This window comes from Flavobacterium sp. ASW18X, from assembly GCF_005144745.1.
In the GTDB taxonomy this organism is placed as follows: Bacteria; Bacteroidota; Bacteroidia; order Flavobacteriales; family Flavobacteriaceae; genus Croceivirga.
In genome coordinates, this window is sequence record NZ_SWKK01000004.1 from 482,815 (window position 1) to 498,406 (window position 15,592).

General features: G+C 33.6%; 12 protein-coding genes and 1 tRNA gene. 6 read left to right on the plus strand and 7 right to left on the minus strand.

Annotated features, from left to right (window positions below; all coding sequences use genetic code 11):
• Positions 1-40: 40 nt before the first annotated feature.
• Together FBT53_RS04940 and FBT53_RS04945 are read right to left on the minus strand one after the other, a co-directional pair.
• Positions 41-1,075, minus strand: a complete 1,035-nt coding sequence (locus tag FBT53_RS04940) for a chorismate-binding protein (RefSeq protein ID WP_169630311.1) — start codon at positions 1,073-1,075, stop codon at positions 41-43.
• A 2-nt stretch (positions 1,076-1,077) separates the two neighbouring features.
• The gene (locus tag FBT53_RS04945; protein ID WP_136950055.1) at positions 1,078-1,500 is read right to left on the minus strand and encodes a PaaI family thioesterase; all 423 of its coding nucleotides are present in this window, start codon (positions 1,498-1,500) and stop codon (positions 1,078-1,080) included.
• Positions 1,501-1,557: 57 nt separating this feature from the next.
• On the opposite strand from FBT53_RS04945, the gene FBT53_RS04950 reads away from it, so the two are divergent.
• A complete protein-coding gene (locus FBT53_RS04950) occupies positions 1,558-2,196 on the plus strand; it encodes an alpha/beta hydrolase (protein WP_136950056.1) in 639 nt (212 codons plus the stop codon).
• Here the strand turns inward: FBT53_RS04950 and FBT53_RS04955 are convergent.
• A complete protein-coding gene (locus FBT53_RS04955) occupies positions 2,193-3,119 on the minus strand; it encodes a hypothetical protein (protein ID WP_136950057.1) in 927 nt (308 codons plus the stop codon). The genes FBT53_RS04950 and FBT53_RS04955 overlap by 4 nt on opposite strands.
• Positions 3,120-3,275: 156 nt before the next feature.
• Between FBT53_RS04955 and FBT53_RS04960 the strand changes: the two genes are divergently transcribed.
• The gene (locus FBT53_RS04960; RefSeq protein ID WP_136950058.1) at positions 3,276-4,829 is read left to right on the plus strand and encodes a M28 family peptidase; all 1,554 of its coding nucleotides are present in this window, start codon (positions 3,276-3,278) and stop codon (positions 4,827-4,829) included.
• Between the two features lie 114 nt (positions 4,830-4,943).
• Here FBT53_RS04960 and FBT53_RS04965 read toward each other — a convergent pair.
• A tRNA-His gene (locus FBT53_RS04965) sits at positions 4,944-5,019 on the minus strand.
• A 238-nt stretch (positions 5,020-5,257) separates the two neighbouring features.
• Between FBT53_RS04965 and FBT53_RS04970 the strand changes: the two genes are divergently transcribed.
• The 3 genes from FBT53_RS04970 (at position 5,258) to FBT53_RS04980 (ending at position 11,432) form a co-directional block, all read left to right on the plus strand.
• Positions 5,258-7,249: a tetratricopeptide repeat-containing sensor histidine kinase gene (locus tag FBT53_RS04970; protein WP_136950059.1), complete on the plus strand. Its 1,992-nt coding sequence runs from the start codon at positions 5,258-5,260 to the stop codon at positions 7,247-7,249.
• A gap of 100 nt (positions 7,250-7,349) precedes the next feature.
• On the plus strand, positions 7,350-9,230 hold the full coding sequence (locus tag FBT53_RS04975; RefSeq protein WP_136950060.1) for a tetratricopeptide repeat protein: 1,881 nt from the start codon (positions 7,350-7,352) through the stop codon (positions 9,228-9,230).
• A gap of 108 nt (positions 9,231-9,338) precedes the next feature.
• Complete coding sequence (locus tag FBT53_RS04980; protein ID WP_169630312.1) at positions 9,339-11,432, plus strand: tetratricopeptide repeat-containing sensor histidine kinase; 2,094 nt, start codon at positions 9,339-9,341, stop codon at positions 11,430-11,432.
• Positions 11,433-11,451: 19 nt separating this feature from the next.
• On the opposite strand, the gene bshB1 is transcribed toward FBT53_RS04980, so the two are convergent.
• Together bshB1 and FBT53_RS04990 are read right to left on the minus strand one after the other, a co-directional pair.
• Positions 11,452-12,168: a bacillithiol biosynthesis deacetylase BshB1 gene (gene bshB1, locus FBT53_RS04985; protein ID WP_136950062.1), complete on the minus strand. Its 717-nt coding sequence runs from the start codon at positions 12,166-12,168 to the stop codon at positions 11,452-11,454.
• Positions 12,168-13,340, minus strand: a complete 1,173-nt coding sequence (locus FBT53_RS04990) for a PLP-dependent aspartate aminotransferase family protein (RefSeq protein ID WP_136950063.1) — start codon at positions 13,338-13,340, stop codon at positions 12,168-12,170. The genes bshB1 and FBT53_RS04990 overlap by 1 nt, the downstream gene beginning before the upstream one ends.
• Before the next feature lie 386 nt (positions 13,341-13,726).
• On the opposite strand from FBT53_RS04990, the gene FBT53_RS04995 reads away from it, so the two are divergent.
• Entirely contained in the window at positions 13,727-15,010 is a 1,284-nt protein-coding gene (locus FBT53_RS04995) for a M14 family metallopeptidase (protein ID WP_136950064.1), read from the plus strand.
• 2 nt (positions 15,011-15,012) lie between these two features.
• Here the strand turns inward: FBT53_RS04995 and FBT53_RS05000 are convergent, their stop codons facing one another.
• Complete coding sequence (locus tag FBT53_RS05000) at positions 15,013-15,558, minus strand: hypothetical protein (protein WP_240729767.1); 546 nt, start codon at positions 15,556-15,558, stop codon at positions 15,013-15,015.
• Positions 15,559-15,592: the final 34 nt, after the last annotated feature.

Sequence of the window (15,592 nt, forward strand, 5' to 3'; positions counted from 1 at the left end):
TACAAAAATACAACCTACTTACTGCTTTTACTAGTAGTTTTTAGGAAAGTAATGCCCCCATTGTTTTGGACTTTGCCTGTGTTTCTTCCCATTCATTTTCTGGTATAGAGTCTTTAGTAATACCACCACCAACATAAATAGTAGCATCCGTTGCAGACAGCTGCATACAACGTAAATTCACAAAAATTTCTGTTTCTCCATGCAAAGAATTTACTGGACCTAAATAACCCGTATAGTAGGTTCTAGAATAGCCTTCATTTTGTAAAATGTATTTTTTAGCATCCATTTTTGGAATGCCGCAAACCGCAGGTGTAGGATGCAGGTCTTGCACCACTTGTAAAAGAGATTGGGAGGTTAGCAATTGCCCTTCTATATTGGTTTTTAAATGCCATAAGTTCCCTGCTTTTACGGACTGCACTTTAGAAACAGAAACAGATTTTGAAAAAGGTTTTAATGCGGCTATAATGTAATCTGTAACCATTTGCTGTTCTTCCAGTTCCTTTTGCCCCCAATTTGGCAGAGAAGAATTCTCCGCAACCCATGTGCCTGCTAAAGAAGCTGTTTTTATGGTATTGCCCTTTAACTTACATAAACGCTCTGGGGTGGCCCCTAACCAAGTGCCAACTCTCGGGTGATAAAACAAATAACAAAAAGCATTAGTATAGCTGTCTAAACAAGATTTATAGTGTGTTGTTGCATCTTTATTTAGCTGTGCTTGTATGGATCTAGATAAAACTATTTTTTGGTAGCCTCCCCCTTTAATTGCTGTTACCGCTTTTTTAATTCGATTGAGATAAGAGGTCTTATCGGATTCTAGAAAATCTGTCGTTGTGTTGCTTCGCTTTGGTTCTTCTATTTTATATTCAAAACTTAAAGTAGCATCTTTAGTTAAGAAAATAGTAGGTAATTCGGTAGTATCAAAGGGAGCAAAAACAAAGCCTTCTTTATCAAAATCTTTTAAAATGTTTAAGGCTGTATCTTTTTGTTGATATACCTTAACTAAATTAGAGTTTGGCATTCTAAAACAAACAAAAGGCAATCCTTGAGCTGCAATTTCTTTTAATTGTGACCACATAGTTACTGCTTTGGCAAGGCTATGGTAGTTAATTTGCATAAGGATACTAAGTCCCCTGCTTCATTAGTCACTTTAATTTCCCATAGTTGGGTAGTACGTCCTTTATGAATTATGGATGCTTTGGCATATACAAAACCATCCTTTACACTTTTAACATGATTTGCGTTTATTTCTAAACCCCTAATCATGTATTTATTTTGGTCCATAAAAATATATGTAGCAGCACTACCAACACTTTCTGCCAGTGCTACCGTTGCTCCACCGTGCAACACTCCATCTGGCTGATACACTTTAGATGTTACTGGCATTTTTGCCAACAAAAAATTCTCACCAACATCTATAAAAGAAATATCTAAAGTCTCCATAAGGGTGTTTTTACAAACCTCATTACAAACTTTAAGTATTTTTTCTTTATGCGTTTCCATAGGTATTTTTTGTAAAATTACGGATTAAGAAGACAAACCCAAGTACCTTTGCGTACTATGAGCACAGAAACTAGATTAGTTACCTACCAACACAGCAATCATTACCAAACCTTAAATGCTTACACTACCAAAACTAAGAACAGTTGGCTTGTTTTACATGGCATAGGGTATTTAAGTCGCTATTTTCTAAGACATTTTAATGGCTTAGAACAAGGGCAAAATTATATAGTTTGCCCAGAAGCACCTTCTAAATACTATTTAAAGGATGATTACAAATATGTAGGCGCAAGTTGGCTTACCAAAGAATACACAGATAGAGAAATGCAAAATGTAAATAGCTACCTTAATGCGGTTTGGGATAAGGAGAAGGCTAAATTTATATCTGGCAGTGTGTTTTTAGGTTTTTCTCAAGGAGTATCTGTATTACTCCGGTGGATGTCTAAGAACAAACTTGAACCCCAACATCTTTTTTTGATTGCAGGAAGTATACCACAAGAATTAAAACCTGAAGATTTTAATTATTTAAAAAACACTAAAGTAACAATGATTTATGGCGATGAAGACCAATACATTACTTCCAAAAGAGCGGTGTTAGAAAAGGAAAAACTCTACAAATTATTTGGAAATACTAGTACGATTAAAATGTTCCAGGGCGGACATAAAATGCCCGAAAATCTCTTACCGAGCTTAATTTAATCTACCTGTTTTTCTATTACTTCTGGGTAATAGGTTATTTTTCGGGTAGTATAATCATTGCCTGGTGTACAAATCTTTTTTACCCAGTTTTTGGGCGTGTTATTATCAAACTGAAAAATATATTCTTTTTTAGATGTAACGTTCCCTGCAATAATGACCTCTTTTTGAAGCACATCTTCTTTGTCATAGACAAAAGTGTGTTTTTCAATAGGTTTAAATTGTTGTTCTTTACCGTCAAATTTAAAAAGTTGGTGAGCTAATAAATTCCCTTTAGGCCCATAAACTTTTTCATTTGCTTCCATAGGTTCACCATCAACAAAATTTTTAGATAATACAATTTTATGTTTGGTTGTAGGACTCACTTTTTTATAAGAAGTTCTTATGGAGTTTTGTAACACGCCATTTTCTATATACGTAATAGTTTCTTCGTCTTTAAAAGTGGTATATTCTACCACAGTTTCATCCACAGCATTTTGATGAGACGAAATAATTTTAACCAACCTACCTTCCTTATTGTACCGGTATTCCTGAGCTTCAAAAAATTCTTTATCGTAAGAAATAACTTGTTCTACAATTTTTTTTGTTTCTGTAGTGTCTATAGAATAGATATAAGCCATAGAAGAACTCTGATCCAATGTGTTATCCTTATAACTCTCTAAACGTATTTCTTTTAGAAAACCCTCCTTAAAACGGTAATAGGTAATATCCTTATCTTGTTCACTGTAAGAAGTAGTAGACTTTACCAACTGACCATCAACATCAAAATCCAAAATTTCGCTACCGTAATCAGTAATAATTTGGCAAGATTTAACCTTACCCTTAAGCTCAAAATCTTGGGTAGAAAAAGTTTTAATTTCTTGTGCACCTACACTAAAAATCAAAAGAGTAAAAAATAATAGAGTTGCTTGGTAGTTTTTTATCATAGTTCAAAATTACAAGCAAAATTGGCATTTAAAAACATTTAGCACAGAAAGTAATCGTTATATTTTTATCCTGATACAAAACCAATTTTGATGATTTTTTGTGGATGTAAATCATTTACATTTAGCTATTTTAGCACAAATTAGGATAATTTGAATATGAAAAGAACATTATTTGGACTTGCTATTTTACTTGTTAGTTGTAATTCTTCACAACCTACCGTAAGTGAAAATAGCACTGAAACTAAAGCATTAGACCCTGTACCGTATGCAAATACTATTACGGAACAAGATTTAAAAACCCATTTATACACCTATGCCTCTGATGAATTTGAAGGTAGGGAAACTGGAACTCCAGGCCAGAAAAAAGCGATAGCCTATTTAAAAGCAGCTTATGAAGAATTAGGTATTCCTGCAGCAAAAAAAGATGGCGATTATTTTCAGAAGGTACCCTTAGCAGTAAGCAAAGTTCCAGAAGGAAGCATCACTATAGAAGGCAAAACATATAACATAAGCGCAGACTTTGTAACCATGGCAAAAGCAATTTACAATAGTGATGAAATTGTCTACGCTGGTTATGGCATACAAACCGAGAATTATTCTGATTACAATGGTTTAGACGTTACAGGTAAACTGGTACTCGTTAAAAGTGGTGAACCAAAAAACTCAGAAGGCAATTATATTATAAGTGGTAATCAAGAAACATCTACTTGGAGTAACATGTCTGAGTCTATAGGTTTACGTTCTAAGGCAGCATTTGACAATGGTGCTGTAGGCCTGTTATATTATGACCCAGTAAATTATCCGCGATTTAAGCAATATTACACTTACATGAAAACTAATAATAGCGGTAAGATGGAACTAAAAGCAGCCGTGAAAGAATACTTTCTTGTATTGCTTAATGACGACATGGTAAAGGCTATTCTTCCTAATATTGGAACAATAGACCAAACTCAGACTATTAAAAAATCCATTACCCTAGATATAAAAAGTACAGACGATACTATTGATTCTGAAAATGTAGTGGCTATACTTAAGGGTAGAACAAAACCAAATGAATATGTAGTGCTTTCCTCTCATTTAGATCACATTGGGGTTTCTGCAGATGGTCAGATTAATAATGGTGCAGACGATGATGGCTCTGGTTCTGTGGCACTTTTAGAACTGGCACAAGCATTTAAAAAAGCTAAAGACGAAGGTCATGGTCCAGAACGCTCCATTGTTTTTTTGCATGTTACAGGGGAAGAAAAAGGCCTTCTTGGTTCCAAATATTACACAGATTTCGACCCAATTTTTCCATTAAATCAAACTGTGGTAGATTTAAATATTGATATGATTGGCCGTATAGACCCAAAACGAGAAGGGAACAGAAATTACATTTACCTTATTGGTTCTGATAAATTAAGTACTGAATTGCACGAATTATCAGAAAACATCAATGAAAAGTACATGCAAATTGAATTAGATTACACCTATAACGATGAGAATGACCCTAATCGTTTTTATTATAGAAGTGACCATTACAATTTTGCTAAAAATAATATCCCAATTATTTTTTATTTTAATGGTACCCATGAAGATTACCATAAACCAGGAGATACCCCAGATAAGATAAATTACGATTTGTTAAGAAATAGAACGCAATTGGTTTTTTATACTGCTTGGGAAATTGCTAATAAACCTAATAGGTTAGTAGTAGATAAAGCAGAATAACCAAGAAAACTCAAATACTAAATAAGCCCACTCTGCAGTGGGCTTATTTGGTTTCAAAAGTTGATATAAATTAAAAAATCCTGACAACAATTGTCAGGATTTTTGTTTCACCAAGGGTGGAAGACCGGGTTCGAACCGGCGACCTCCGGAACCACAATCCGGCGCTCTAACCAACTGAGCTACAACCACCATTTAAAGCGGATGCAAAGGTAATTATTTTTTTTATTTTCTATCAAAAAAAAGAAAATATTTAAATCCAATAATTATAATGCATTAGTTTACAACTAATTAAATAACCATTTTATCCTGCCAACATTCTTAAGCAATTCTACCACATTTTAATTACTAAAAAATATGAGGTAAATACGCTGCATCAAATTAAAAAATAGTACTTTAAATCTTCTAAGACTAATTACAAACAGAACTGAATGCTATTTGGGGGAATACGTATTTTGAGTCTTTGTATTGGTTTATTCTTTTGCTTTTGTATAACCGTTAACGCTCAAACAGCAATAAGGGATAGTTTACAACTAGAAATTCAAAAACTAAAAAAGAAAAATCCTAATTACAAAAGTGACTCCACTTATTTTGAATTGCGCTATCTAATAGGTAAGACCTACCTCTACCGTAACAATGACAGCCTTAGAATTTACGGTGAAAAGCTAATTATAGATGGCAAACAGTACGCAGATAAAAATGCTATCGCACTAGGCAAACTCAATGTAGGTTTTTATCATTTCGTAAAAGGACATAAAAAAGAAGCAACACGTTTTATAGAAGACGCCATCTGTAATGCAGAAGACATAAATGCGTCCTCAACATTAGTTAAATTATACAACCTTAGACTAATTGTTGCATTTATTACCCAAGATTATACCAAAGCCTATCTCTCCGCTAAAGATGGTCTTACCATGGCTCAAAAGATTAATGACAAAGCAATGATTGCCACTTTTAACATGAATATTGGCACCATTTTTAGTCTGTTAAGAGCTTACGATAAGGCTTTGTACTACAACACTAAAGCCTTAGCCGTTTTTGATGATTACCATAATGTCTTTATTAAAGCAGAAGTTTTAAGCAATAGAGCATTTATTTTATATCACAACAAGGCTTACCATAAAGCTGAAAAAGCGGCAACAGATGCACTAACTCTATTAAATCCTTTAAATGAGATTGCATGGATAACTTTTAACTACAATAATCTTGGCTACATTTATTTATATAAAAACGATTTAGAAAAAGCTGAAAAGTATTTTAACAAAGCAAACAGTTATTTTAATCGGGTAGATAGTGGGGATCGTAAAGTAGAAAATTATTTAGGTCTTGCGGAAATATACTTAAAGAGAAGCGAATTTAATCTAGCCTCTGCAAACGCAACAAAAGCCCTAGAACTTGCTACTAAATCTAAAAATTTATTAAACAAAGTTCAAAGTATTGATCTCTGTTATAAAATTGCTTTAGCAACAAAAAATACCGAAAGTGCATTAGCCTACTTACAAGAATCAAAAAAATTATCCGATTCGCTTTTAAATTTAGAAAGCCATGCCAACATGCTCATCCTAGAAGCGAAGGAAAGTTATAAAGCAAAGCGATTAAAGGAAGAAGAAAAAGCCAATAACAAGATTGCAAACAATAAAATTTACCGGTATATTATAATTCTGCTGGCTGTACATCTAATCTTACTCTCTATTTTTATCTATGCTACCAAAAGAAAACAACAAGAAAGAAACAAAAAACTAGACCAAGAGGTAGCAAATAAGAACAAATTGCTTTCTATTATTGGTCATGACATAACTTCTCCCATATTTACCTTACAACAATCGTTAGAATTATTTAAATCTAATTATATCTCTTCTGATGATGTTTTAAAGGTTTTAGAGCGAATGAAATCTAACATTAATTACAGCTCTTTTACATTAAAAAATATACAGCTTTGGGCACAAGCCAATATGGAGAACCTAAAAACCACTAAAGTAAAAATTAATGTATACGATATATGCAACCAGATTTTAAAAGAAAGACAGACCGTATTAAAGGAAAAAAATATTAAAATTCAGTGGTTACAAAAGGATCATTTAGTGGTTAAAATAGACAAAAACCACTTGACCGTTATTATTGACAATATACTTTCTAATGCCAAAAAATACAGTGAACCGTCGTCTATCATAACTATCAAACTTATCAGTAATACTAAAGAAAAGTATATAGAAATTTGCGACTCGGGACCAGGAATTCCTCAGGAGAAAATAAATAACATTTATAAAAACATCACACTAAACCCGTTGCCAGGAACACAAAGGGAAAAAGGTACCGGAATTGGCTTACAAACATCCATTTTGTTGGCAAAAGCAAATAGTAGTACTATTCTACTTAAAAGCAACTTAGGCCAAGGTACTTGTGTGCAGGTTAAATTTAACTAATGTCTTAACAGCCAAAAAGATATATTACCTATTTTTAAAGTATTAAAACAGCAGACCATCAATGCCTAGTTGCAAAAGCTTTTTTATCTTTTTATGTTTTTTGATTTTATTTAAGAATGCTGACTTAATAGCACAGAAACAAGATACTACTGAGATAAAATATGACACCTCTTATGTAGATTTGCTCAATACAATATCTAGCAAATATCGGTTTCGCAACCCTGATAGCGTTCTATTATATGCCAACAAAGCTTTAGATATAAGTACCAAAATAGATTACAAACAGGGTACTCTTATTGCGTTAAGTAGACTTGGTGATTATTATTCTGATAGCGGCAATTATGAAAAAGCAACAACAATTTATGCAGATTTACAACAGTTTATTAAAGAGGTAGATGACCCTAATGTCCAAATTAACTTTTTGATTACCATTGCCATCCATTACACCATATCTTATGACCATGCAGATGCTCTAAAAAACTTTACACAAGCGCTTAGCATAGCAAAAGAAAATAAATTAATTAAGAAAGAAGCTTTGATTCGGCATAATATGGGTTACATGTTTACGGTGGTAGATATGCCAGAAGATGCCCATAAAGAATTTACAATAGCAGACGAGCTGTATCGTTCTATTGGCGAGCCCTTAAAAGCAGCCTACAGTAAGTCTAATATGGCATTAAATGCTCTTAATGCTGGTAAACCGGAAAAAGCTATAGGCTATGCTAGAGCCAGCTTAAAACAGTTTATTACAGAAAAAGATATGTTGTGGATGGCTCGTAGCTATGGCATTCATGGAAGGTATCATTATGAAACTAATAATTTAGATAGCGCACTTTTCTACACTACAAAAGCAGAGAAATTACTACATGTTGTAGAGAACCATAGAGATTGGCTTAAACAAGCTAATTTGCTTACCAAAATTTATTTAGATAAAAAGAACCTAAAGAAAGCCGAATTTTATGCAGATAGTTCTTTGGTTTTAGCTAATAAAATTAATGATTCTCTCTACCTATCCTTAGCCCATAACAACTTTTTTCTCCTAGAGAATTATAAGCAAAACAAAACAAAAGCTATTGAACATAAATTAGAAGCTGAACGCATAGATAAGAGACTATCTAAAAAACAGCGTATTCTAAATTTAAAATTATTACAAACTGATCTTGCTCTAAAAGCACAGCAAGAAAAAAACGATGCCACCAATTTTGCAGTAGTAAAAGATGACAACAACTTTACATTGGTATCAGTCTGTTTGTTATTATCAATTTTATTAATTGCCCTGCTAATTTTTAGAGAAGTATATGCGCTTTTAAAAACGAAAAATAGCCTACAAACGCAAAGTCAAAACCAAAATCAAATTTTTTTTAGTGCGGGCAAAGATTTAGAAAAAACAATAGATGACTTAAAAATTGTGCTGAGCACTTATGAAAATAAAGAGATTGTAGCAGAAGAAATGGAGGAACTTACCTCCTATCTAAAAGATAATTTATCTAAGAGCGAAGTAGACCTTACAGACGTTCTATACTGGGCAAAATTTAAGCTTAAAGGTATTGAACCCAATAAAAAAGAGTACTTAATAAAAAGCATTCTTTTTGATGTATTAAAGCCATACAAGACCAAGGGACTAAACTTAAAATGTAAAAACGATTGTAAAGAAGGGTTACTTTTATTTTTAGACCAACAGCATATAGAGCTTTTAGTCAAAACTATAATTCAATTATTGATTGCCAAATCACAAGAAAAGGCACAAATATTTGTACACTGTTACACTAACCAAACACATTGTATCTTGTCTTTTGAAGACAATACAAATACAGGAAAAAATCCACAAGTAAAGACACTAGAAAATTATAAGGTAAAGTTAGACCTTATAAAAGAAATTTGCTCGGTTAACGCTATAGATTTTACCATTCACTACCCTCAAAAACAGCTAGTTTCAAAAATCACATTAAACATCCCTTTATCTAAAAAAGGAATCATTTAATCGATAAACTACCCTGTTTTCCACGTTAAACAAACAAAATAAGGGGGTTCACAACAAATTTTGTTTTAATCTGTTATAAGAGTATAAGTTTACCGTATAATTAAGCTATTGAAAACTTTAAATAACATACCCCAAGTCTTTAACCAAATCATGGTGCTTATAACGTTGTTGGTAATATTCTGCCAACCAGCGAAAGCCGCTATAGAAAAGGGTGCTAAAGACAGCTTAATACATCGGGTTAGATTATTAAAGTCTAAAGGACTCCAAACGGATGCTGATGAAATAGAATATGTTAATTCTTTGGTGGCATTGGCAAAAACATACCGTTTTGTAAATGTAGATAGTCTTTATGCCTTAAATAATGAAGCTATTGGTATTATTGACGAGCTTAGGTATTCATTAGGCAAAGCTAAAGCTTATGTTAATTTTGGGCTTTACTACACCGATAAGGGTGAAGATGAAAAAGCCATATATTATTTAAAATCTGCTTTAATGATAGCAGAAGGCTTAGAAGAACAAGAATATTTTACCTGCAGTATATTTAATGATATTGGCTCTCATTATAGATACGCAGGGGATTTTGCAAAATCTTTAGATAGTTATTTAAGAGGATTAGACATTGCTAAAACGAACAACTTTTTAGACATGCAATCTGTATTAAATGAGAATATAGCTAGCTTGTATTCTTATCAAAATGAATTTGAACAATCCCTTCTTTATTATAAACAAGTACTTCGCATAAACGAAAAACTAAACGACCCTTTTGCCTCTGCTCAAACTAACAGCAATTTGGGTTCTTTATATAGTGACATGGAAGATTATGAAAAGGCCATGTACTATTTAAATAAAAGTATACACACTTTTGAAAAGTTGAAAGAATACGACTGGTTAGCATACGCATACAATGTAAAAGGTGAAATATATATAAAGCAAAAAAAATACCAATGGGCACTTTATTGGTTAGACCAAAGCCGTATTTTGCATGAAGATAAGGTAGACGATGAAAGAGGTAGAGTTCTTGTTCTCAATAATTTATCTGAATCTTACTTAGGTATAAACAAGGATAGCATTTCCAAAATATATGCGCAAAAAAGTTTTGATACTGCCAATCAGCTAAATGATTTAGAAGGTAAAATTGCCTCTGCGAAGACGCTGTACTCTTATTACAAGAAACAAGAAGATTCTAAAAATGCACTTTATTATCACGAAGTATTTAAGTCACTCACAGACACCTTAACTAGGGAAGAAAACAAGAAAAGCCTTACCATGTTAAAGACGCAAATGAATTATGAGCGTCAAAAAGAAGCTTTAATAGCTGAGAATGAAAAAAACATGGCTAGACAAAAAATATTTGTATCTCTAGGCTTTCTTATTGTAGTGATTCTGATTGGATTTTCCATTCCTTTATATGTAAATCAAAAGAAGCTTAAAAAGCTTTATCACGATTTAAAAATTAATACAGCCTATTTAGAGCAGCGAGAACAAGAATTAGAAAAATCTAATACTACAAAAGATAAATTGTTTTCCATTATTGGGCATGATTTACGGAGTCCTATAGGCGCTCTACAAGGGTTATTAGAAATGTTAGTTAACGGTGATATTGCCTTAGAAGACTCTAAGAAATTTATTGCAAGAGCTAAAACAGATGTGGACCATATGTTATTTACTTTAAATAACATTTTATCATGGGGGCAAACACAACTTAACGGAACGGTTACCCGCCCATCCCCTACCAATATTTATAAATTGGTGAATGGTAATGTTCAATTTCTACAAGAGCTTGCAGATACTAAAAACATTAAAATTATAAATGAAGTTGCTAAAGAAAGTACTGCATTTATTGATGAAAATCAGATAGATGTAGTTATTAGAAATTTAATTAGTAACGCTATTAAATTTACACCAGAAAACGGCTTAATATCCTTAGAGTCAGAAGAAAATCTAAATTACTGGACTATAAAAGTAAGAGATACAGGTATAGGGATGAATAATGAAACTAAGGAAAAAATCTTTTCTCCCAACCTCAATTATACTACCTATGGCACTAATAATGAAAAAGGTACCGGCCTAGGACTCTCATTATGCAAAGAAATGATAGAAAAGAACAACGGTAAAATTTGGGTAGAAAGCACCTTAGAAAAAGGTTCTACATTTTTCTTTACCGTGCCTAAAGTAGAAGAAATATTAAAAAAAGCTAGCTAGTTAAAGTTAGCATATAACGTTAGATAAGGCTATCTAGACTATCTACAGCTACCATTCTTTCTACCGTAAAACCTTCTGCATAAGCTACGCCTACCAACCTACCTAAATCTTGTGCTCTATAAGTTACACTTTGTAAAAAGTTTTTGCTGCTAATAGGAGTCTCTGGCTCGTCACTTTCAGGGTCAAAAAATTGTGACCCATACGCCAATATTGCTTTTTCTTTTATTTCTATATAGCCACTTATATCTACTACAAAATCTGGTTGCAAATTTTTCCATTGTATGTAATGATAGACCAATTTTGGTCTCCATGGCGCTTGGCTTTTATTATTGTGATTTGTTTCGATTTTAATTAAACCGCTTAAAAAGCAAGCATCACTAACCAATTTAGAACCTTTACCGTGGTCTATATGCCTATCATCAACAGCATTACAAAGTACTATATCTGGTTGGTATTTTCTTACCATTTTTATAATAGCTAGCTGGTGTTCTTTATCGTTGGTAAAAAAACCATCTGCAAATGCTAGATTTTCGCGTACAGTGACACCTAAAATTTCTGCTGCATCAGCTGCTTCTTTATCTCTTAATTCTGCCGAACCTCTTGTACCTAACTCTCCACGGGTTAAATCTACAATTCCTATTTTTTTACCCTTGGCTACTTCTTTTGCAATAGTACCACCAGCGCCCAGTTCAGCATCATCAGGGTGGGCACCAAAAACTAAAATATCTAACTTCATTAGTATGCTAACACTGTGTTTACACCAACAACGGCTAAGGCTTGTACTATATCTTCTTTAATATCATCTGCATCTTCAATTCCAACAGAAAAACGGATAAGGTTATCCTTTATACCTTGCTTGGCTCTATCTTCTGGAGTCATTAGGGAATGAGATGTTTTTGTAGGCAATAACATGGTACTTTCTACTCCAGCCAAACTCATAGATGGCTTAATTAATTTTAAAGCTTTTAAAAATGCAGTAGCGTCTATTTCGTCATTCAACTCAAAAGATAACATACCGCCATAACCATGCATTTGTTTTTTAGCTAATTCATGGTCTGGATGAGTTTCTAGTCCTGGATAATAAACCTGCTGTACGGCTTCTTGCGTTGAAAGCCATTCTGCCAAATTTTGTGCATTCTCATTCTGTGCTTTAACTCGTAACCCCATGGTTTTTAGACTCCGTTCTAAAAGCCATACTGTTTGGTCACTTAAACTACCACCAAAACAGATAGAGGATTCCCATATTTTTTTAATATGCTCCGCTGTAGCTGCCACAGCACCAGCACAAATATCTGAATGCCCTCCCATATATTTTGTAGCGCTATGCAACACAATATCGATACCAAAATCCGCTGGATTCTGATTCACAGGACTTGCAAAAGTATTATCAATCATACTTATGATGCCTCGCTTTTTTGCCAATTGAGCAACTGCTTCAATGTCCGTTATGGTCAATAGTGGATTAGAAGGCGTCTCAATATAAATAACCTTTGTATTTTCTTTTAACTCGCTCTCAAAATCCTCAGCGGACCAACCCTCTGTAAACGAGTATGAGATACCATATTTTTCAAACTGTGTTACCGCAAAATTATAGGTGCCGCCGTACAGTGTCTGCTGCATTACAATATGGTCTCCTGCATTTAAAAAAGCCATAAGTGCATGGCTTATGGCCGCCATTCCACTACCAAAAATCATGGCAGCCTCTGTGTGTTCTAAACTTGCAATTTTCTTATTTAACGCTTCTTGGTTAGGGGTATTAAAATACCTTGGATATCGTTTTACATCTACATCTTCATAAGCATAAGAAGAACTCATATAAATAGGAGATACTGCTCCCTTAAACTGTTCATCCTTTACTTCCCCTACATGTGTACAAATGGTATTTAAGCCTTTTTTAGTTGGTTTCATGCTGTAATCCGTTAAATGAGTTTTTAAAAGTACGAAAAAGCATATACTTTCTACTTACTTATAATATCCTGACTTAAACTAATTGCCATTGCATTTATTAAAACAATCTCCCCATTAATGACGATGGTACATATAATAAATCGCTCAATTACGGCCTTTGCTGAATTAAATTCTTGGACTAAAACGACTATCCTGGTAATTTTAAAAAATAGTGCCTAATAACATAGAGACCTATATTTCTATAGTATGCTGTTAATTCTGCTTCACTTTTCTTGTGAATACCCAAAATTGCAAAGAAAAACAGCGGTTTCTCAGTTCCATGCCAATCCTAAAATGTATATTACTTAGATTAGCAAATGACGCACACAAAATCTATAGTTCTATTCATGAAAACCAAACTGTACTTTCTATTTCTTATCATAATTGTTGTTGCCTGTAAAAATGCTACTCCACTGGTAGAAAAACCTAGTGGTTACCAAGGACAGGGAAAATCGCCTGTGGTACCTACCGCAAGTAAACCTGTGCAAAAACAGTATAAATATACATGGAGTCTAAATGATAGTACCGTCTTTTTTTCTAATCAGTTTGATGGCGCTCGGTTAAACGGACTAGTGCATGATGGCAACGACCATTATACCATTTGGATAACTGCGGAAAACACCCCAATAAATGTAAGTCCTTGGTATGCTTTCAAGGTTTGGAGCACCACCAAAAAGGAAGTCATCATTAAATTGACATATCAAGATATTCGCAGCAGATATTATCCAAAAATCAGTACAGATGGCATTCTATTTAAAGCAATAGATAGCGTCAATTATACAGAAATAAACCCTGGAGAAGGTGATTTTGGAATAAAAGCAGCTCCCGAAGCTATTGAAATTAAGGTCACAGTAACTCCGGAACCTACTTGGATTTCTGCACAGGAATTATATACGTCTACCCATGTAAAACAATGGATAGATTCCTTAACAACAAATTCTTTTACCAAAACCTATAGTATAGGGAAAACTACAGAAAATAGAGATCTTCATCTTTTAGAGTTAAATCAAAACAATAGTAAAAAGGCAATACTCATAATTTCTAGACAGCATCCACCAGAAGTTACTGGTTTTCTAGCTATGAAATCTTTTATGGAAACCCTAGCGGGAGAAAGTGAACTCGCCAAAACCTTTAGAACAAAATTTACCGTGTTTAACGTTCCTTTAATGAATCCGGATGGGGTAGACAACGGGCATTGGCGACATAACATGGGAGGAATTGACCTAAATAGAGATTGGCAAAATTTTAATCAGCCAGAAACCCGAGCCGTACGAGATTTTTTAAAGCGAAAAGAAAAAGAAGGCCACCGATTTGTTTTTGGCGCAGATTTTCATTCTACTTGGGATGATATTTATTACCCTTTAGATGCTACCATAACGGGTCCTGAAAATAACATCGTTTTTAATTGGATAGAAAATATCAGTGAACGATTACCGCAAAAACGAACGAATGTAAAACCTTCTAAAGATTTAGAACCTACCATGGTTTCTAGAACCTATTTTTATGTAGCACACCATATGCCTGCAATAGTATTTGAACTGGGAGATAATACCCCTAGGCCTTTTTTAAAGCAAAAAGGAATTGTTGCCGCAGAAGAATTGATGCAATTATTACTTAAGGAGTATCCGTAAAACTATTCTAACTTTTCTGGACCTTGCGATGGTCGATTACTTCTAATCTGCCATCTTTCATCTTGGATAGACTTGTACACAATTTTATATTCTAAGCCATCTGCCAATAATTCTGCTATGGCATCTGTAATTAACGTATAATCCTTTGCACTTTCCGCTACTTTTAAAAAAGAATAGGATTGATTGGCAGGTATGGCAATTCCAGGATTAAGAGTAGAAAATGTAAAGTTATCCAAACTATCTAGCGCACTATTTTTACTTTTTAGGTAAGTTACTATGGAGTTATCATAAGTAGTAAGAGATTCTACCTCTCCGTAATATATCATTTGTACGCTTTCTAATATGGCTGGACCAATACCATGGTTTTTAAGACTTAATTCATACACATTCCCAGAACTATGGTTACGTTCTGCAAACTGCACATAGGGTAAAATAGAAATATAGTTCTGTTTGCGCATTAAATTGGTCTGGTAAATAAAAATGACCAACGTAAGCACGCTTACAAGCATCGCAGTAAGGCTTAATAAAGTATTGGTATTTAGTTTCATTTTCACACTAGAAAAGTACTAAAAAACCATATAG